The organism is Dactylosporangium fulvum (assembly GCF_025137375.1).
GTDB classification, from domain to species: Bacteria; Actinomycetota; Actinomycetes; order Mycobacteriales; family Micromonosporaceae; genus Dactylosporangium; species Dactylosporangium fulvum.
On record NZ_CP073720.1, the window covers coordinates 300022 to 317084 of the forward strand.

18 protein-coding genes and 3 pseudogenes are annotated in these 17063 nt (G+C 69.3%); 13 read left to right on the plus strand and 8 right to left on the minus strand.

Translation table 11 applies throughout. From position 1 onward, the window contains the following. Positions 1–66 precede the first annotated feature (66 nt). The 5 genes from Dfulv_RS01410 to Dfulv_RS01430 all read left to right on the plus strand — a co-directional run bounded on the left by Dfulv_RS01410 (position 67) and on the right by Dfulv_RS01430 (position 3246). Entirely contained in the window at positions 67–552 is a 486-nt protein-coding gene (locus tag Dfulv_RS01410) for a CarD family transcriptional regulator (RefSeq protein ID WP_033363204.1), read from the plus strand. A gap of 39 nt (positions 553–591) precedes the next feature. Beyond that, complete coding sequence (gene ispD / locus Dfulv_RS01415; protein WP_259860775.1) at positions 592–1275, plus strand: 2-C-methyl-D-erythritol 4-phosphate cytidylyltransferase; 684 nt, start codon at positions 592–594, stop codon at positions 1273–1275. Positions 1276–1334: 59 nt separating this feature from the next. Beyond that, positions 1335–1538, plus strand: a complete 204-nt coding sequence (locus Dfulv_RS01420; protein ID WP_259860776.1) for a hypothetical protein — start codon at positions 1335–1337, stop codon at positions 1536–1538. Between the two features lie 108 nt (positions 1539–1646). Further along, complete coding sequence (locus Dfulv_RS01425; protein ID WP_259860777.1) at positions 1647–2597, plus strand: helix-turn-helix domain-containing protein; 951 nt, start codon at positions 1647–1649, stop codon at positions 2595–2597. 67 nt (positions 2598–2664) lie between these two features. After that, positions 2665–3246 carry a dihydrofolate reductase family protein gene (locus tag Dfulv_RS01430; protein WP_259860778.1) on the plus strand — a complete coding sequence of 194 codons (582 nt, stop codon included), beginning with the start codon at positions 2665–2667 and terminating at the stop codon, positions 3244–3246. A gap of 50 nt (positions 3247–3296) precedes the next feature. On the opposite strand, the pseudogene Dfulv_RS01435 reads toward Dfulv_RS01430, so the two are convergent. Both Dfulv_RS01435 and Dfulv_RS01440 read right to left on the minus strand, forming a co-directional pair. Beyond that, positions 3297–3689, minus strand: a pseudogene (locus Dfulv_RS01435) (transposase); the annotation flags it as partial. Between the two features lie 144 nt (positions 3690–3833). Then, complete coding sequence (locus Dfulv_RS01440; protein WP_259860779.1) at positions 3834–4577, minus strand: TVP38/TMEM64 family protein; 744 nt, start codon at positions 4575–4577, stop codon at positions 3834–3836. 102 nt (positions 4578–4679) lie between these two features. On the opposite strand from Dfulv_RS01440, the gene ispF reads away from it, so the two are divergent. Beyond that, positions 4680–5156 (plus strand): 2-C-methyl-D-erythritol 2,4-cyclodiphosphate synthase, encoded by a 477-nt coding sequence (gene ispF / locus Dfulv_RS01445; RefSeq protein WP_259867328.1) that lies wholly within the window; start codon positions 4680–4682, stop codon positions 5154–5156. Next, positions 5157–5534: a PPOX class F420-dependent oxidoreductase gene (locus Dfulv_RS01450; RefSeq protein WP_259860780.1), complete on the plus strand. Its 378-nt coding sequence runs from the start codon at positions 5157–5159 to the stop codon at positions 5532–5534. Here Dfulv_RS01450 and Dfulv_RS01455 read toward each other — a convergent pair. Then, entirely contained in the window at positions 5521–6684 is a 1164-nt protein-coding gene (locus Dfulv_RS01455; RefSeq protein WP_259860781.1) for a homogentisate 1,2-dioxygenase, read from the minus strand. The genes Dfulv_RS01450 and Dfulv_RS01455 overlap by 14 nt on opposite strands. A gap of 84 nt (positions 6685–6768) precedes the next feature. Here Dfulv_RS01455 and Dfulv_RS01460 point away from each other — a divergent pair. The 3 genes and pseudogenes from Dfulv_RS01460 to Dfulv_RS01470 all read left to right on the plus strand — a co-directional run. After that, a pseudogene (locus Dfulv_RS01460) lies at positions 6769–7587 on the plus strand (hypothetical protein); the annotation flags it as partial. 302 nt (positions 7588–7889) lie between these two features. Continuing rightward, entirely contained in the window at positions 7890–9092 is a 1203-nt protein-coding gene (gene fahA / locus Dfulv_RS01465; protein ID WP_259860782.1) for a fumarylacetoacetase, read from the plus strand. Between the two features lie 144 nt (positions 9093–9236). Continuing rightward, positions 9237–10559, plus strand: a complete 1323-nt coding sequence (locus Dfulv_RS01470; RefSeq protein WP_259860783.1) for an outer membrane protein assembly factor BamB family protein — start codon at positions 9237–9239, stop codon at positions 10557–10559. A 72-nt stretch (positions 10560–10631) separates the two neighbouring features. Here the strand turns inward: Dfulv_RS01470 and hisC are convergent, their stop codons facing one another. The 5 genes and pseudogenes from hisC to hppD form a co-directional block, all read right to left on the minus strand. Continuing rightward, positions 10632–11669 (minus strand): histidinol-phosphate transaminase, encoded by a 1038-nt coding sequence (gene hisC, locus Dfulv_RS01475; RefSeq protein ID WP_259860784.1) that lies wholly within the window; start codon positions 11667–11669, stop codon positions 10632–10634. Continuing rightward, the gene (locus Dfulv_RS48485) at positions 11666–12400 is read right to left on the minus strand and encodes an RDD family protein (protein ID WP_319805825.1); all 735 of its coding nucleotides are present in this window, start codon (positions 12398–12400) and stop codon (positions 11666–11668) included. Before Dfulv_RS48485 ends, hisC begins: the two co-directional genes overlap by 4 nt. A gap of 414 nt (positions 12401–12814) precedes the next feature. Then, positions 12815–12877: pseudogene (locus Dfulv_RS48490) on the minus strand (DUF2510 domain-containing protein); the annotation flags it as partial. Further along, the gene (locus Dfulv_RS01485) at positions 12874–13413 is read right to left on the minus strand and encodes an RDD family protein (RefSeq protein WP_259860786.1); all 540 of its coding nucleotides are present in this window, start codon (positions 13411–13413) and stop codon (positions 12874–12876) included. The gene Dfulv_RS01485 and the pseudogene Dfulv_RS48490, both read right to left, overlap by 4 nt. A gap of 118 nt (positions 13414–13531) precedes the next feature. Further along, positions 13532–14689 (minus strand): 4-hydroxyphenylpyruvate dioxygenase, encoded by a 1158-nt coding sequence (hppD, locus tag Dfulv_RS01490; protein ID WP_259860787.1) that lies wholly within the window; start codon positions 14687–14689, stop codon positions 13532–13534. 101 nt (positions 14690–14790) lie between these two features. Between hppD and Dfulv_RS01495 the strand changes: the two genes are divergently transcribed. From Dfulv_RS01495 to Dfulv_RS01505, 3 genes are all read left to right on the plus strand, one after another. Then, complete coding sequence (locus Dfulv_RS01495) at positions 14791–15276, plus strand: Lrp/AsnC family transcriptional regulator (protein ID WP_406567915.1); 486 nt, start codon at positions 14791–14793, stop codon at positions 15274–15276. A 67-nt stretch (positions 15277–15343) separates the two neighbouring features. Beyond that, the gene (locus Dfulv_RS01500; protein ID WP_259860789.1) at positions 15344–16669 is read left to right on the plus strand and encodes a PQQ-like beta-propeller repeat protein; all 1326 of its coding nucleotides are present in this window, start codon (positions 15344–15346) and stop codon (positions 16667–16669) included. Positions 16670–16735: 66 nt separating this feature from the next. After that, positions 16736–17044: a hypothetical protein gene (locus Dfulv_RS01505; RefSeq protein WP_259860790.1), complete on the plus strand. Its 309-nt coding sequence runs from the start codon at positions 16736–16738 to the stop codon at positions 17042–17044. Positions 17045–17063 lie beyond the last annotated feature (19 nt).

The window sequence follows — 17063 nt, forward strand, 5'->3', positions numbered from 1 at the left end:
TCTCCGAGGTGGGACGACAGCGCGTGACCGTGTTACCCTAGACACAGCGAAAGGGGTTTCGAACCTATGGTTTTCAGTGTCGGCGAGACCGTTGTCTACCCCCACCACGGGGCCGCACTCATCGAGGCAATCGAGACTCGGGTCGTCAGGGGCGAGGAGAAGCAGTATCTCGTCCTCAGGGTCGCTCAGGGTGACCTGACGGTGCGGGTGCCCGCCGAAAACGCCGAGATCGTCGGCGTGCGCGAAGTGGTTGGCGAGGAAGGCCTCACGAAGGTCTTCGACGTCCTCCGCGCTCCGCACACCGAGGAGCCGACCAACTGGTCGCGGCGTTACAAGGCGAATCTGGAGAAGCTGGCCTCCGGCAATCCGCTCAAGGTCGCTGAGGTCGTGCGTGACCTGTGGCGTCGCGACCGGGAACGCGGACTGTCGGCCGGCGAGAAGCGCATGCTCGCTAAGGCGCGGGACATTCTGGTCGGCGAGGTGGCGCTCGCCGAGAAGAGCACCAAGGACGAAGCGGAGACGCTGCTCGACAAGGTGTTGACCGAGGCCTGACATTCCAGCCTGGCTATCACTTCGACCGAGGACCGCGACGTGACGGCGCACTTGAACGTGCGTGGTGACGTCGCGGTCCTCGTGCCTGCGGCCGGAATGGGGATCCGACTCGGGCCCGGCGGCCCCAAGGCACTTCGACTCCTGCGCGGCGATCCGCTGCTTGTTCACGCTGTGCGACGGGTGGCGGCCGCTCCCAGTGTCGGCTGCATCGTCGTGGCCGCTCCCGCAGACTCCGTCGACTTCGTGGCATCGCTGCTCGCGCCGATCGCCGACGTGACGGTCGTCGCGGGCGGCGCCACCCGGCAGGCTTCCGTGTCGGCGGCCCTGGCTGCTGTGCCGGCGGCGTTCGACATCGTGCTCGTCCACGACGCGGCGCGCGCGCTGACCCCACCGGAGCTGGTGGAGACGGTGGCATCGGCTGTTCGAGGGGGGCACGGCGCCGTGATACCCGTTCTGCCAGTGGTCGACACCATCAAACAGGTAGACATTTCGGGCGTCGTGCTCACGACCGTCGACCGTTCAGCGCTGCGTGCCGTGCAGACTCCGCAGGGTTTCCGCCGCGACGTCCTGGTGAAGGCCCACGAGGCGGCCATCGACGACCACACCGACGACGCCGGCATGGCCGAGAAACTCGGCGTCGAGGTCCACACCGTGCCCGGCTCGGAGGCCGCGCTGAAGATCACCCGCCCGTTCGACCTGGCGGTGGCGGAGCTGCTGCTGTAGCTCGCTGATGGTCCAGGGAAACTTCGTGCCGCCCGGACAACCGGAAGCTTCCCCGGATCATGGAGCTGGTTGGGTTCGGGCTCAGCGGGTGCCAGGACCAACTTGACCTTGGTCGTTTTCCGTGGTTCCGGCCACAGAACGTCACCAAGGTCAACTTGCCCAGGAGCGCCGCCCGCGTCCGCATGGGCCACTCGCGCGCCGTTCTGGTCGACCCCGCGCTGGACGAGGTCGACTTTGGCGGCGAACAGCCCGCGGCCGCGTAGCAGGGCACGGTAACGCAGCAGAGGGTGGTTCAGCGCCTCCCCCATGCAGGGCGACACCGGAGGGCCGAGAATCCTCCATCGCTCACGCAGCACGCGTATCCCACGCAAATGTCCGCGGCCGGGCGCTCGTCCGGGATCGGCGCCGGCTCGATGCTGGCGGCAGCGCGGCTGGACCATCCCGGCGCGCGATGCCGGCGGGGCGTCGGCGATGCTGTGGGCGTGGAGTACGTGTCCAGAGTGCCGCGACCGCCGCTGGACGGGCTGATCGACGACCTTTACTACCTGGAGGGTGCGCCGCCGTACGCCCGGCTGATGCTGCCGCCGTCGCCGGCGGCGCTGCTCATCGTCAACCTCGGTTCGCCGTTCCGTATCCGCGCCGGCACCGACATCGAGACGGCCGAGTACGCCGACGGCTGCGTGGTCACCACGCCCACCCGCGCGTTGGAGTTCGGCTACCCACTCCGGACCCGGTCCGTCGGCGTGCACTTCAAGCCGTGGGGGCTGGCACCGTTCCTACCGATGCCCGCGGCCGAGCTGTGTGACCGGCCGGTGACGGTAGAGCAGGTGTGGGGCCGACCCGCCATTGCTGAGCTACGAGACCGGCTGGCCACGGCGGACGGACCGCACGAGATGCTGATGCTGCTCGAGGAGGAGCTACTGCGACGGCTGCGCGAGACCGTCGGCCTGAGGCTGGTCCGCCACACGAGCAGCGTCATCGCGGCGACCAGCGGGGCGGTGGCCATCGACGAACTGAGAGTTTCAGCCGGTGTCAGCAGCACTCATCTGGCACAGCGGTTCAAGGAGCTCATCGGCGTCACGCCGAAGCGGCTGGCCCGCAACTACCGCTTCACCGCCACCGTGTTCTCGATCAACCCCGCCGAACCGATCGACTGGGCCGACCTCGCCAGTAGCGCAGGCTACTTCGACCAGGCCCACTTCGGCCACGAGTTCCGGGAGTTCACCGGGCTCACGCCGACCCGGTACGTCGAAGTCCGGCGGCGGTTCCTGCACGAACATCCCGGCCACGTGCTGGACAGCTGGCCGCTGCCGGCCGATTGATTTCTTACAAGAGCGACAGCTCACGACACGCTAATTTTGGGGGCACCCCAAGGCAGAGGAGAGCCCCGTGGGCAAGGTGGTCATGTACAGCTCGGTATCGGTGGACGGCTTCATCGCGGACGAGAACGACCAGCCCGGACCACTGTTCGACTGGTTGACCAGCGGTGACGTCCCGTTGGACGAGAACGGCGCGTTGAAGGTGTCGCAGACGTCCTACGACTACACCCGGCCGTACTGGGACCAGATCGGGGCGACAGTCGTCGGCCGCCACGTCTTCCACCTGACGGACGGCTGGGACGGGAAGCCTCCGGGCGGGATCGACCACGTGGTCGTCGTGACGCACCGGCCGGAGCCCGAGGGCTGGGACCCCGAGGCACCGTTTCACTTCGTCGACGGCGTCGAGGCAGCCGTGGCCAAGGCGCAGGAGCTTGCGGGTGACCGCATGGTCGAGGTCGCCGCTGGCGACGTCGGCGGCCAGGTGCTTGCCGCGGGCCTGGTCGACGAGGTGCGCATGGACGTCGTACCCGTGGTGTTCGGGTCCGGCAAGCGCTACTTCGGGTCGGTCGACGCGCAGCACCTGTTGGAGGATCCTGACGTGGTGATTCAGGGCAACCGGGTGCTTCACCTGCGCTATCGGGTGCACCGTTGACCGATCTGAGCGGGTACGCGAAGAAGTCCACTGCAAACGGTGACACAAGATCACTGGTTGCCGGTTTCCGTCGTATCTTTGGCCGGCCCCCAGGAAGAGCGGCTTTTCACCAATGCAGGGTGTAGTCGGGGTCTGAATCCGCCTGTCTCGAGTAGGGATCGGGCGATGTAGTTGGTGAGGTTGACCATCAGCTTGCGGCCCGCGGCCGGGTCGGGGTGCCGGTAGGCGGCGATCATCCGCTGGTAGATGCCCCAGGTGGCCTCGACCTCGACGTGCTCATCGATGGCGAACAGAGCCGTGAGTCGGGCGGCCTGCTTGTCGGTGAGCAGGTCGGCACCGGTGTGCAGGGTTCGCCGGGCACGGTAGCGCGGGTCGTTCTTACGGCCGCGGCGGCTGCGGGTGGTCTGCTGAACGCGGCGGTGGTAGTCGTTGAGGGCTTGACCTTGGTCGAAAACCGTGGCCAGAACCACGGAAAGCCACCAAGGTCAACTCAATGCCGTGGCCGTCCGCGCCCACACGGGCCGCTTCTCGGCGAGCCGCTGGCTCCCGAAATGCATCGACCTTGGAGCTTCCAAGGTCGGGTGAGTTCAGGCGGCTGCTGAGGCGGTGGTCGGAGTGGCTGCCGCAGACGCCGACAGGCAGTGGTGCTTGCGGGGGCGGCGACGCCAGACCAGGAAGCTGCCGATCGAACCGCCGATGCCCAGCGTCAGGATCACGGCACCCGCGATCGACATACCGGCCGCGTCGCCACGAGCCGTCGCGGAGCCGAGGGCGGCATAGGCCAGCGTCGCCGGCAGAGCGCCCAATGCCGTGCCCGCGATGAACGAACGCAGCCGCACCCGCGTCGTGCCGAACAGGTAGTTCGAGACGCCGAAGGGCACCAGCGGGATCATTCTCGAGATCACCACCGCCAGGATGCCGCGCTTGGCCACGGCCTGCTCGATGAGCAGGAGCCGACCGCGCAAGTGGCGGACCATGAAGTCGCGGCCGAGGTAGCGGCCGATGGTGTGGGCCAGAATGGCACCCAGGGTGACACCGACGAGGATGTACAACGTGCCGTTCGAGAACCCGAACACCAGGCCGCCCACTGCCGACAGCAAGGTCCTCGGCAGCAGCGCGGTGGTCAGCAGAGCGGCACCGAACACCGCCACCACCGGGGCAAACGGGTGATCGGGCCCGATCAGATGGGTGAGTGACGCGCGGTCGGGACCGACCGTGAGCATCACCGCGAACAGTGTCACCACCAGCACGGCAAGCAGCCCGAAGCGCAGAGCGGCTCCAGTGCGCCACCATCGCTGGGGGCTCTTCGGGGTCGTCAGATCGCTGCGCACCCGACCCAGCCTAGGCCCAGATCGCGGCTCTGCCGAGTCCGGTGACGCCCGGGCAACCAGAAGTTCACGGTCGTGCACCGAACGTCGTACCCTCCGCTGGTGATGTTGATCGGGACCGGGACAGACGTCCACGCCTACGAATCCGGGCGCGAATGCTGGGTCGCCGGGCTGCGGTGGGACGGTGTCGACGGGCTGGCCGGGCACTCCGACGGCGACGTCGCCGCCCACGCGATGTGTGATGCGCTGTTGTCGGCCGCCGGCCTGGGTGATCTCGGGGCGAACTTCGGCACCGGCCGGCCGGAGTGGGCCGGCGCGTCCGGGGTCACCCTGCTACGGGAGGCGGCCAGGTTGGTTCGTGAGGCCGGCTTCGAGATCGGTAACGTCGCGGTGCAGATCATCGGCGTGGCGCCGAAGGTCGGCAAGCGGCGGGCCGAGGCCGAGGCGGTGCTGCGGGAGGCGATCGGCGGCATCGTGCGTGTCTCCGGCACCACGACCGACGGCCTGGGTTTCACCGGCCGGGGTGAGGGGCTCGCCGCCACCTCCGTAGCATTGATCTACCCCGTGCAGAAAGAGGCCTGAATGAACGACACACTGCGTGAACTGCTCGACCGCCAGGCGTTCCTGGTGCTCAGCACGATCAACCCCGACGGAGCCCCGCAGTCCAGCGTGATCTGGGCGAAGCACGACGGCGGCGACGTCGTCTTCTCGACGATCCGCGGCCGCCGGAAGACCCGCAACATGGAGCGAGACCCCCGGGTGTCGCTGTGTGTGTACGATCCCGCGAACCCCTACCGCTACGTCGAGGTCCGCGGGACCGTCTCGCTCACCGAGGAGGGCGGGCCGGAGCTCATCCAGGAGCTCAGCCAGGCCTACGGCGGTCAGCCGTTCACCGAGCCGGTGCCCGGCGTCACCCGTGTGGTCTGCCGGGTGAGCGCGACCAAGATCATCGGGCACTAGCCCAGGTCCAGGCGTAGCCGGCGTCCTCGATCGACAGCGCCGGTTCGCACAGGTCCAGCGGCCGGAACGTGTCGACCATCACGGCGAGTTCGTCGAATGCCTCGGCTCCGATGGCGCGCTCGACCGCGCCCGGCTGCGGGCCGTGGGTGAAGCCGCTCGGGTGCAGTGAGATGGAGCCCTGCTCGATGCCCGAGCCGCGGCGGGCCTCGTAGTTGCCGCCGGTGTAGAACAGCACCTCGTCCGAGTCGACGTTGTGGTGGTTGTACGGCACCGGGATCGCCAGCGGGTGGTAGTCGACCTTCCGTGGCACGAACGAGCAGATCACGAAGTTTGGCCCCTCGAACGTCTGGTGCACCGGCGGCGGCTGGTGCACCCGCCCGGTGATCGGTTCGAAGTCGTGGATCGAGAACGCCCACGGGTAGAGGCAGCCGTCCCACCCGATGACGTCGAATGGGTGATTTGCGTAAATGTGCTCGGTCCAGCCGCGACGGTGCTGGACGAGCACGGAAATGTCAGACCCCTCCGCGAGTATGGGCGCCGTGGGAGCACGCAGGTCGCGTTCGCAGTAGGGCGCGTGCTCCAGGAACTGTCCACGCACCGACAGGTAGCGCCGTGGGGGGCCGATATGTCCAGTCGCTTCGATCGTCAGCAGTCGCACCGGGCCGTCGACGGGAATCAGCCGGTGGATCACCGAGGTGGGGATGATCGCGTAGTCGCCCTCGGCCAGCTCGAGCGCGCCGAAGGTCGACTCCAGGGTGACCCGGCCCGCGGAGACGTAGATGCACTCGTCGCCGACCGCGTTGCGGTAGAGCGGCGAGGGCTGGGACGCCTCGACGAAGGAGATGCGCACGTCGTCGTTGGCCAGCAGGTGCTGCCGGCCGAGCACGGCGTCGACCGGCTCGCCGCCGAGTTTGCCGGTCTGGAGGTGTCGCGGCTTGAGCGGCAGGTTCGGGATGCGCGACCAGGCGGGCGGCTCGAAGACCGTGGCGGAGACGATCGCGGTCGGTGCGTTGCGGTGGTAGAGGAGCGAGGAGTCACTCGAAAAACCCTCCTGCCCCATCAGCTCTTCCCTGAACAGCGAGCCGTCCGGTTGGCGAAACTGGGTGTGGCGCTTCGGCGGCACGTCGCCGACGCGGCGGTAGTACGGCATCACGGCCTCCAGAGGGAACGTTGGAGTGTCCGGATAGCGGACGAAGTTGTCCGCCCTGTATAGCGTCCATTAGATTCGGAAGCCGTGTCAAACGCAGTGCCGCCCCTGCTGGCAGCCCTCATCGACGACGCCGCGGTGTTCCCGCCCGGCAACGCGCCACTCGCGGACGCCGTCGCTGCCCACGCCCATCACCGCGAGAGTTGGTACTCGCCGCTGATCGGCCCGTTGCTGCTGCCCGTCGCCGACCTGGGCAGCCCGGTGCTGGCCGCCCACGGCACCGGCATCGGCGTCATCGGCGAGCCGGCCGCGATCGAGCGTGCCCTGCCGCAACTGCCGGCGACGGTCCGGCAGATCGAGAGCCCGGTCGCCAAGCGCGGCGAGGATCCGAGCCCCGGCATCAAGCGGCTCGCGGCGCTCATGCGGAAGAGCGATGAGCCCCGGGAGTGGTACTTCGAGGTGCCGCTGGCCTGGGGACTCATGTCCGCGCTCGACGAGTTGGCCGACCTGCGCGCCGAGGGGCTGCGGGCGTCGGCGAAGTTCCGCACGGGCGGGCTGGCGGCCGAGCTGTTCCCGTCGCCGGTCGAGTTGGCCGCGGTGATCTGCGGCTGCCGCGACCGCGAGCTGCCGTTCAAGCTGACGGCCGGCCTGCACAACGCGGTCCGGCATACGGACCCGGAGACCGGGCTGGTCCACCACGGGTTCCTCAACGTGCTGGTCGCTACGCTCGCCGCCGCCGAGGGCGCCGAGCCGGCCGACCTGGCCGAGTTGCTCGCCAGCACCGACGCCCTGCCGCTGGCCGACGCCGCCCGCGCCGCGCTCGACCGTGAGCGGCCCCTCTGGGTCGGCTTCGGCAGTTGCAGCGTCACAGATCCGGTCAGCGACCTGAGCATCCTCGGACTGCTGCGACGGCCGAGGTCTCCGGACCTGTCGGTGGGCGGGCATTCGACCTCCGGCCCGAGCGGTGCCGGCCTGACCGGCGTGGGCCCGTCGGGCACCGGGTCACCGGCCTCTGGCCAGTCGGGCACTGGGTCGCCCGCCTCGGGCCAGTCGGGCACCGGGTCGCCCGCCTCCGGCCAGTCGGGCACCGGGTCGCCGGCCGCCGGCCAGCAAGGTTCGTGCGTGACCGGCCCCGGGCCGACGGGTTCCGGGCCGGCCACGACACAGGGGACGACGCAGGGGACGACGCAGGGGACGGAGGAGGACGCGTGACCACCTGGTTGGAGCTGGCGGACGACGACCCGTTCGGGGTGCACAACCTGCCGTTGTGCGCGTTCGGGGCGGGGTGCTTCTCGTGGGTCGGGGTCCGGATCGGGGACCGGATCCTCAATCTGGCCGGGGCCGAGCACGAGGGGCTGGTCGAGGCCGGCGGAGCGTTCGACGGGGCGCACACGCTCAACAAGTTCCTCGCCCAGGGACGGCCGACGTGGATACGGGTCCGTGAGCAGTTGACCGAGCTGTTCACCGGCCCGAAGCACCGCAGTGCGGTCGAGCCGCTGCTGTTCAACCTCGCCGACGTGCGGCTCAACCTGCCGTTCGAGGTCGCGGACTACGTCGACTTCTACTCCTTCGAGGAGCACGCGACGAACCTCGGGAAGCTGTTCCGGCCCGGGGCGGAGCCGCTGCTGCCGAACTGGAGGCACCTCCCGGTCGGATATCACGGGCGGGCCGGCACCGTCGTGGTCTCCGGCACCGACATCCCCCGGCCGTGGGGGCAGCGGAAGCGGCCCGACGAGTCCGCGCCGACCTATGGACCCTCCGAGCGGCTCGACATCGAGGCGGAGCTCGGGTTCGTCGTGGGGACGGACTCCGAAGGGGCGGTGGGTGTCGACGACTTCCGCGAGCACGTGTTCGGTGCGGTGTTGGTCAACGACTGGTCGGCGCGGGATCTGCAGGCGTGGGAGTATCAGCCGCTGGGGCCGTTCACCGGCAAGTCGTTCCGCACGTCGATCTCGCCCTGGGTGGTGCCGCTCGACGCGCTGGACGCCGCCAAGGTGCCCGGCCGGCGGCAGGAGCCGGAAGTGCTGCCCTATCTGCGGGGGCGCGAGCACTACGGGTACGACATCCGCCTTGAAGTTTTTTGGAACGAGACGCTCATAGCGCGTCCGCCGTTCGAGAGCATGTATTGGACGCCGGCGCAGCAGTTGGCGCATTTGACCGTCAACGGGGCATTCGCTCGAACCGGTGATTTGTACGCGTCGGGGACGATCTCGGGGGGTGTTGCCGAGGAGACCGGATCGTTCATCGAACGGACATGGAACGGCGCACAGCCGGTCCGGTTGGCGGACGGTTCGGCCCGTAGCTTTCTCCTCGACGGCGACACCGTCACGATTTCAGCGACCGCGCCCGGGGTAGATAGGGCGGTGGTCGCCTTCGGTGAGGTGACTGGGACCGTTGTGAAGCAGTCGTGACGAAGGTGTGAGTCTGCTGTCGATAGACGGTCACCGTGAGCAAATCGCGACAATCGCCGGGTATGGTGCCCGGCGGAGGTGGTTATGGGGACGGGTCCAGCAGGGCTTCGGCGGCTCGTGCGCCCTAGCAGTTGGTCACGCCCTGTGCGCAGAGTGCTGACGGGGCTGTTCGCGGTCGTGGTCGTGTCCGCGATGGGGATCACCTCGTATCGCACCCTGAAACCGGCCGAAACGGTCAGCAGCGCGAAGAAGCCGGTGCCGACGCCGGAGCCGATCAAGTCGATCCAGTATGCGGAGCTGTCGTCCGCGCCGCTGATCATCGAAGGGCGGCTGCGGGTCTATACCGAGCAGCGGCGTGTCTTCGCCGACACGCCGGTGACCGCGCTGCGGGAGATGACGCCCCACTGGGCGTATCGCCGCTGGCCGGCCGAGGTCGTCTCGGTCGTCGCCGTCGAGAAGCCCGCCAGCGGGGTCGGGATGTCCGTCGTGGTCACGAAGTGGTCCGACGGCGAGATCGTCGCGCTTGACGCCGAGAAGGGCGACATCGTCTGGCAGGCCCGCATCGAGCCCGCCGACGGCGAGACGTTCAAAGGGCGGCGCACCGGCGCGAAGACGCTGTACGAGCCGGAGGACCTGTTCGTCACCGCGTCCTCGATCGACAAGCAGCCGATCGTCATCGCCACCGGCAAGGACGCCGTCCACGCCTTCGACCCGACGGACGGGCGCGTCAAGTGGCAACATTCGTTTCCGAATGAGCCCGGCTGCCGCACCGACGACTGGACCGGCACCGACACGTACTTCGTGAAGGACACCTGCAGCAAGCCGGCGACGCTGGAGATCTACGACGCGGCGACCGGCGTGATGCTCAACACCTGGCGCCCGCCGGGCGCGTCGATCGGCCCGCCGAACGTCACCAACTGGTACCTCGAGCCGACCTCCTGCCAGATCGGCCGCTCGGGCTGCGCCGTGTTCAAGGCCGCGCCGACGGGTGACGTGGTCAGCTTCGCCGACGCGGCGTCCGGGGTGGGCACGATCACCCCGACGTACTGGTCGCTCGGCGCCGACCACCTGATCCGTCCCGAGTCGGTCGTGGACAAGGACACCATCGTCATCGTCGGCGACACCGTCGCCCAGCAGGTGACCGGCGGCTACATCTGGGCGTACTCCCGCACGACCGGGAAGCGGTTGTGGATGTCGGAGGTCGCCGGCGCGCTCATCGGCGGCGACCAGCGGAACTTCTACATCATCAACAACCAGTACCAGTTGCTGGTGCTCAACCTGGAGACCGGCGCGGTCACGTCGAGCACCGAGCTGCGGATCCGTCCCGAGGACAAGTTCGTCTACAGCGAGCACCACCTGCACGCCGGCTACCTGGTGGTCGAGCGGCTGCAGACGACGAAGGAGTCCGAGATCGACGACAAGTACTACTTCAGCATGAATACGGTGGTGCTGGTCGGCATCGGCTGACCCTGGTGGACTCCGCCCTGACCACGGAAACCCACCAAGGTCGACCTGAAGCCGGCGAGGAGGGACGGGCGACTACAGGATGACGGCGAGGAACTTGTCGTTTTCCTCCGGAGTGCCGATCGTGACGCGGACGCCGTCGCCCTGGAAGGGTCGCACGATCACGCCCTCGGCTTCGCACTTCGCGGCGAAGTCGGCCGACTTGTCGCCCAGCGGGAGCCAGAAGAAGTTGGACTGCGTCTCCGGCACCTCGGGGTACACCTTCCGGACCGCGGTCAGCACGCGCTCGCGCTCGGCGACCACCAGACCGACCCGGCGGTGCATCTCGTCCTCGGCGGCCAGGGCGGCCAGGGCCGCGGCCTGGGCGGCGGCCGATGTCGAGAACGGGGTGACGACCTTGCGGACCGCGCTCGCCACCTCGGGCGAGCCGATCAGGTAGCCGATACGCAGGCCGGCCAGGCCCCACGCCTTCGACATGGTGCGCAGGACGACGACGTTCGGGCGGTCACCGTACTCCACCAGGCCGTCGGGCACGGTGTTGTCGGTGACGAACTCGCGGTACGCCTCGTCCAGGGCCACGACGATGTTGTCCGGCACCTTGTCGAGGAACGCGTCGAGCTCGGCCTTGCGGACCACGGTGCCGGTCGGGTTGTTCGGGTTGCACACGATCACGAGGCGGGTCTTGTCGGTGATCGCGGCGGCCATCGCGTCGAGGTCGTGGCCGTGGTCGGCGGTGTTGGGCACCCGGACGCTGGTGGCGGCCGTGGTGGCGCCGATGATCGGGTACGCCTCGAAGGAACGCCACGCGTACACGGCCTCGTCACCGGGCAGGCAGGTCACCCGGAACAGGTGCTCGAAGAGGGCCACCGAGCCGCAGCCGGTGGCGACCCGGTCGGCGTCGACGCCGAGGCGGGACGCGATTTTCTCGCGGAGCGCGACGACGCCCATGTCGGGGTAGCGGTGCGCGCCCGTGATCGCCTCGGCGACGGCCTCCGCGACGCCGGGCAGCGGGCCGTACGGCACCTCGTTGCTGGCCAGCTTGATCGCGCCGGGGACGCTGCGGCCGGGTACGTACGGGGGAAGGGCTTCGAGGTCGGGGCGGGTGAGGCTCATCGCTGTTCTCCGGCGTTCTCGGTCGGTGGGGGTGTGGAGGGTTCCGCCTGCACCACGACGGTGCCGGCGGAGCGGTCGTGGAACGCCCGGCGCAGCGGCCAGTCGATCACTGGGGAGAGGCTGTCGAGGAATTGCAGGACGAAGCCGATGCCGCAGGTCCACAGCAGGACCGACAGGCCCAGCGGGTTCCAGCGGCGGATGGCCCGGCCGAAGCCGATCGGCTCCTCGCTCTCCAGCCGCATCACCTTGATTTTGAGCAGGCGTTTGCCGACGGTCTGCCCGCTGTTGGCGATGGAGGGCACCTCGTACGCGAACCAGAGCGCCGCGATCAGGATGAGGATCACGATCTGCAGGGAGCTGGCCCGTTCCGGGCTGACGAGGTCGCTGGTCGACTCGCCGGCGAGCTGGCGGCGCCAGATCTCGCGCATGACCGGCCACATGTCGCTGAGCCACTGGTAGATGAACCAGCCGGTGACGGCCGCGTTGAGCAACGCGACGACCGCGATGTCGATGAGCCGGGCGAGCAGCCGGGCGCCGAGCGACGCGATCGGCCGGCCGTGCGGCTTGACGGCGCCCTGGCCGGGGAGGCCGGCCTGCGGGGGCAGCAGCACCTGGACGGCGCCGGTGGGCAGGGTGCCCTGCTGCAGCAGCCCGGGCGGTGCCGGCGTGCCGGGCGGCAGGACGATCGCGCCGGGCGGGAGCTGCCCGGCCGGGAACCCGTCGGGCGGCACCGGCGTGCCGGGCGGGAGGACGACGGCCCCGTGCGGCAGCGGCGTGCCGGGCGCGACAGGCGCCGGCGGCCAGCCCGGCGTGGCCGGTGAACTGGGAGCGCTGGGAGTGCCGGAGGCACCTGGGGTGCTGGCGGTGCCAGGAGCGCCGGTGGAACCGGGCGCACCCGCGGACGAGCCCGGCGCACCGAAACCACCCGGAGTGCCCGAAATGCCACCGTAGGGCGGCGGCGCCGCCGGAGCGGCGGGCTCGGACGACTCCGGAGGAGCGGCCGAGGACGGAGCCCAGGAAGACGACGACGCAGAGGAAGACGGCGGCGTGGACGTGGGTTTGGCCCAGGAGGGCGGTTCGGCACCCGGCGGAGGGCCGGACGGCGTCGGTTCGGACGCCGGGATCGGCTCCCCGAGCCACCCTTCCCCGTCCCAGTACCGCTGGACGTCAGGGTCGACCGGATCCTTGTACCAACCGGGTTCTGTCACGTGCTGACCTTTACCACAACCGTCTCCGCCACCTTGTCATGCAGGCACTGCTGGTAGGGCTTGTCCCACAGCTGCCACAGTCCGTCAACCCACGAGAACAGTGGCACTACGCCGCCGACCAGGAACTGCATCGCCCAGCGCTTCGCGGCGACACCTCGGGTGATCGGCGCCGCGGGGTTGTCCAGCCGGATCAGTCGCAGTTTCATCGCCCGCTTGCCGAGCGTAACGCCCCGGCGGTTCGGGAACAGTTCCACGTGGTAGAGATAGACCGCCACCATGGACAGCACGACCAGGCCCAGCTCGACGGCCAGCAGCGGTCCGAAGATCATCGCGAGGTTGGGCTCGCCGATGATCTCGCCGGTCTCCGGGTCGGTCGACAGCCCGGCGAACTCCGCGCCGATGATCGCGAACATGCCGATCATCGCGGGGATCGCCAGCAGGAGCAACACGCCCGCCAGGACGGCGACGTCGATGAGATAGGCGAGGAGCCGGTCCCCGAAGCCGGCCAGTGGCATGCCGTTGGGTGCCCGCGGCACGGGTGGAACCGTGAATTGCGGTCCATATTGTGGATAAGCCTGTGGATAACCGGGTGGTGGCCCGTAGCTGGGGACACCACCCGGTCTCGGCTGGCCGGGGTAACTCACCCGAACAGTGTTACAGGTTTCCGCGACGTTCCTGCTCCCGCTCGATGGCCTCGAAGAGCGCCTTGAAGTTGCCCTTGCCGAAACCGAGCGAGCCGTGCCGCTCGATGAGCTCGAAGAAGACGGTCGGGCGGTCCTGCACCGGCTTGGTGAAGATCTGCAGCAGGTAGCCGTCCTCGTCGCGGTCGACGAGGACGCCGCGGGCCTTGAGCTCCTCGATCGGGGCGCGGACCGCGCCGATGCGGGCGCGCAGTTCCGGGTCGTCGTAGTAGGAGTCCGGCGTGGTGAGGAACTCGACACCGGCGGCGCGCATCTCGTCGACGGTGCGCAGGATGTCGTTCGTGGCCAGGGCGATGTGCTGGGCGCCGGGCCCGCCGTAGAACTCCAGGTATTCGTCGATCTGCGACTTCTTGCGTGAGACCGCCGGCTCGTTGAGCGGGAACTTCACCTTGCGGGTGCCGCTGGCGACGACCTTGCTCATCAGCGCCGAGTACTCCGTGGCGATGTCGTCGCCGACGAACTCGGCCATGTTCGTGAAGCCCATGACCCGGTGGTAGAACTCGACCCACTCGTCCATGCGGCCGAGTTCGACGTTGCCCACGACGTGGTCGACGGCCTGGAAGTATCGCCTCGCCGGCGGGGCGACGATCGGCTGCCGGGCCACGAAGCCGGGTCGGAACGGCCCGCAGTAGCGGGAGCGGTCGATGAGCGTGTGCCGGGTCTCGCCGTACGCGGCGATGGCGGCGACCCGGACGACGCCGTGCTCGTCCTGCTCGTCGTGCGGCGCCTCGACACCGGTGGCGCCCTGCGTGAGCGCGTACGCGTAGGCGGTGTCGACGTCCGGCACCTCCAGCGCGATGTCGACGATGCCGTCGCCGTGGCGCTCGTAGTGCTGGGTCGCCTCGGCCTGCCGGTGCACGCCACCGGCCAGTACGAACACTGCGGAACCGGACTTGAGCACGTATTCGGCGTGGTCGCGGTAGCCCTGCTCGGGCCCGCGACAGGCGATCAGCGTCATGCCGAAGGCCGTCGAATAGTAGTGCGCGGCCTGTTTGGCGTTGCCGACGTAGAACCGGACGTGATCGAGGCCGGTGAGCGGGAAGGGGTCGTGGGAGGTGTCGTGTTCGACGGCCCCGATGAGCTCGTTGAGGTCTTCGATAGCGCGGGTCATGTCGTCAGATTCCCGCCCTGTGGGAGGCTGGGCAAGGAACGCTATTCTGCATGGTCAGGTTGACCATTTCGCGGCAGATTTGGCGGGAACGGGTGAGCAGGTTGCCCAGTGAAATCGACTCTCTCGATGCACGGCTGATCGCGCTGCTGAAGGCCGAGCCGAGGATCGGCGTGCTGGAGTGCTCCCGCCGCCTGCGCGTCGCCCGCGGCACCGTCCAGGCGCGGCTCGACCGGCTCGCCGAACGGGGCGTGATCCGCGGTCACGGGCCCGAGATCGATCCGGCGGCGCTGGGCTACGGCGTGACCGCGTTCGTGACGCTGGAGATCCGCCAGCGCTTCGGCCACGACCCGGTCGCCGCCCACCTGGCCGAGATCCCGGAGGTCCTCGAAGCGCACACGATCACCGGCTCCGGCGACCTGCTGTGCCGGATCGTCGCCCGGTCCAACGCCGACCTGCAACGGGTGATCGACCGGGTGATGAACTTCGAGGGCATCGTGCGCTCGTCGACGATCATCGCTCTGGCGGAGCAGATCCCGTATCGTGTGCTTCCGCTGGTGACGGCCGCCGCCGCTCGCCCGGAAGGGTGAATCCTCACGACACGGGCATTCCCGGCCATCCCTCGCCGTATGATCCGGCGCCGGTACCGTGCTTGCCGTGGCGAGGAGAGGAGCGGTCCGCAACTTCGAGACGGTGCTCGGCGCGATCGGCGTCCTCGCGCTGATCATCACGGGCATCCTGGTCACCGGCTGGAACCCGGTCCCCAAGGTCACCGACTGGTGGGAGAAGGTCGCCTCCAACGCCGGCAAACTCTCCACACCGGAGACCTCCTGGACCGACCGGGTCGGCGGCCAGCCGTCCGCGGCGGTCGTCGCCGGCGACGCGGCGATCGTGACGATGCGCGGCACCATCGAGGCCCGCGGCCTGAGCAGCGGCACCGTGCTGTGGACGAAGGAGGCCGACTGGGCCGGCGTGGCCGGTGACGACGGGAACGTCGTCGCGATCGTCGGTCGGCGCGGCCTGGGCCTGCAGGCCCTCGACCCGTCCAGCGGCAACCCGAAGTGGAAAGACGGCGACGCGGTCGGCGCGTGGACCTACCGCGACATGGTTCTCACGCTCGCCTGCGCCGCGATGTCGGACTGCACGCTGACCGCCCGCGCCCCCAAGGACGGCGCGCAGCTGTGGAAGCTGACCCTGCCCGGCATCGGCCGCGTCCACAACGGCGTCAACAGCGACCTGCTCGGCACCCGGCTGGTCTCCGACACGTTCGATGACGCCGTCTCGGCGATCCCCCGCTCGGTCCCCGCGATGCTGGGCTTCCCGATCGACCAGCGGGTCCAGGTCGTCGACACGGTCAACGGCAAGCGGCTGCGCCAGGAGGAGCCCAGCGCGACGTCCCGCGTCGTCGTGGCCGGCGGCCGCGTGCTCGTGTCCACGGCGACGCCGAAGGACGGCAACTGCCGGTACAGCCTCGAAGCACGCGACGCCTCGACCGGCAAGTCGGTCTGGAAGAAGGACGGCTACAACCTGCGCACGTCGTCGGGCGCCGGCTGCGAGCAGCGCAAGGACCCCTCCGGCGCCGACACCGTGATCGTGGCGACGCGGGGCGACAACCGCGAGGTGCTCCTGTCGCCGCGCGACGGCAAGGAGCTGTGGGTCGGCAACGAGGGCGACGAGATCGTGGCGGTCGACAGCCAGTACGGCCTGGTGCGCACGAACGGCGGCAAGACGCTGGTCGTCGTGAACCTCACCAAGGGCGGCAAGGCCTGGGAGCATGCGGTCTCGGCGAAGGCCGACGTGGCGGTGACCCGCTGGGCGGTGCTGGTGCGCGACTCGTCCGAGGGCGGCAAACTGCTGGCGTACGCCCCGGACAGCGGCCGGCAGCTGCTGGACGCGAAGACCTCGTCGGATGTGCTGGGCGTCGGCGAGAAGGGCTTGATGATCGGCCGCGGCCGGACCATCGGCTACCTGCCGTTCTCTTGACCAGGCCGTCCGGACTGGGCGGTTCGCGCTGTACTCCGCGTCCGGCGGCTCTTCCGTCCCGCCCCGGTGGTCATCAGCGAGGCCGGTCTCGCGCTGCGCGTAGCGGGAATCAACCGGGCGGTGCCCTGGTCGGCGATCGACGCCGTGCTCGTCGAAGCTCACGTCGACACCACGGACAACAGCCGCACCTTGCGGCTGGTCCTTGTCCCCGCGCAGGGCGCCGACCTGGGCGTGCCCGCGGCCTACCAGAACACGGTCGACGGTAGGCCCTCGGTCGTGCTGCTCGACCTGGACGAGATCCACGACGCGGAGTCGGCGATCCAGGCCCTGGGCCGGTTCGCCCACGACCGGTTCGTCTACGCGCCGGGCAACTGACGTTGAGCGGCGGTAGAGA

Bases quoted from the DNA above. Each gene is read 5' to 3' on its own strand.
- Dfulv_RS01410 (WP_033363204.1), top strand. From the start codon at position 67: ATGGTTTTCAGTGTCGGCGAGACCGTTGTCTACCCCCACCACGGGGCC.
- ispF (WP_259867328.1), top strand. From the start codon at position 4,680: ATGTTGATCGGGACCGGGACAGACGTCCACGCCTACGAATCCGGGCGC.
- Dfulv_RS01425 (WP_259860777.1), top strand. From the start codon at position 1,647: ATGTCCGCGGCCGGGCGCTCGTCCGGGATCGGCGCCGGCTCGATGCTG.
- hppD (WP_259860787.1), bottom strand. From the start codon at position 14,689: ATGACCCGCGCTATCGAAGACCTCAACGAGCTCATCGGGGCCGTCGAA.
- Dfulv_RS01455 (WP_259860781.1), bottom strand. From the start codon at position 6,684: ATGCCGTACTACCGCCGCGTCGGCGACGTGCCGCCGAAGCGCCACACC.
- Dfulv_RS01420 (WP_259860776.1), top strand. From the start codon at position 1,335: ATGGAGCTGGTTGGGTTCGGGCTCAGCGGGTGCCAGGACCAACTTGAC.
- hisC (WP_259860784.1), bottom strand. From the start codon at position 11,669: ATGAGCCTCACCCGCCCCGACCTCGAAGCCCTTCCCCCGTACGTACCC.
- Dfulv_RS01450 (WP_259860780.1), top strand. From the start codon at position 5,157: ATGAACGACACACTGCGTGAACTGCTCGACCGCCAGGCGTTCCTGGTG.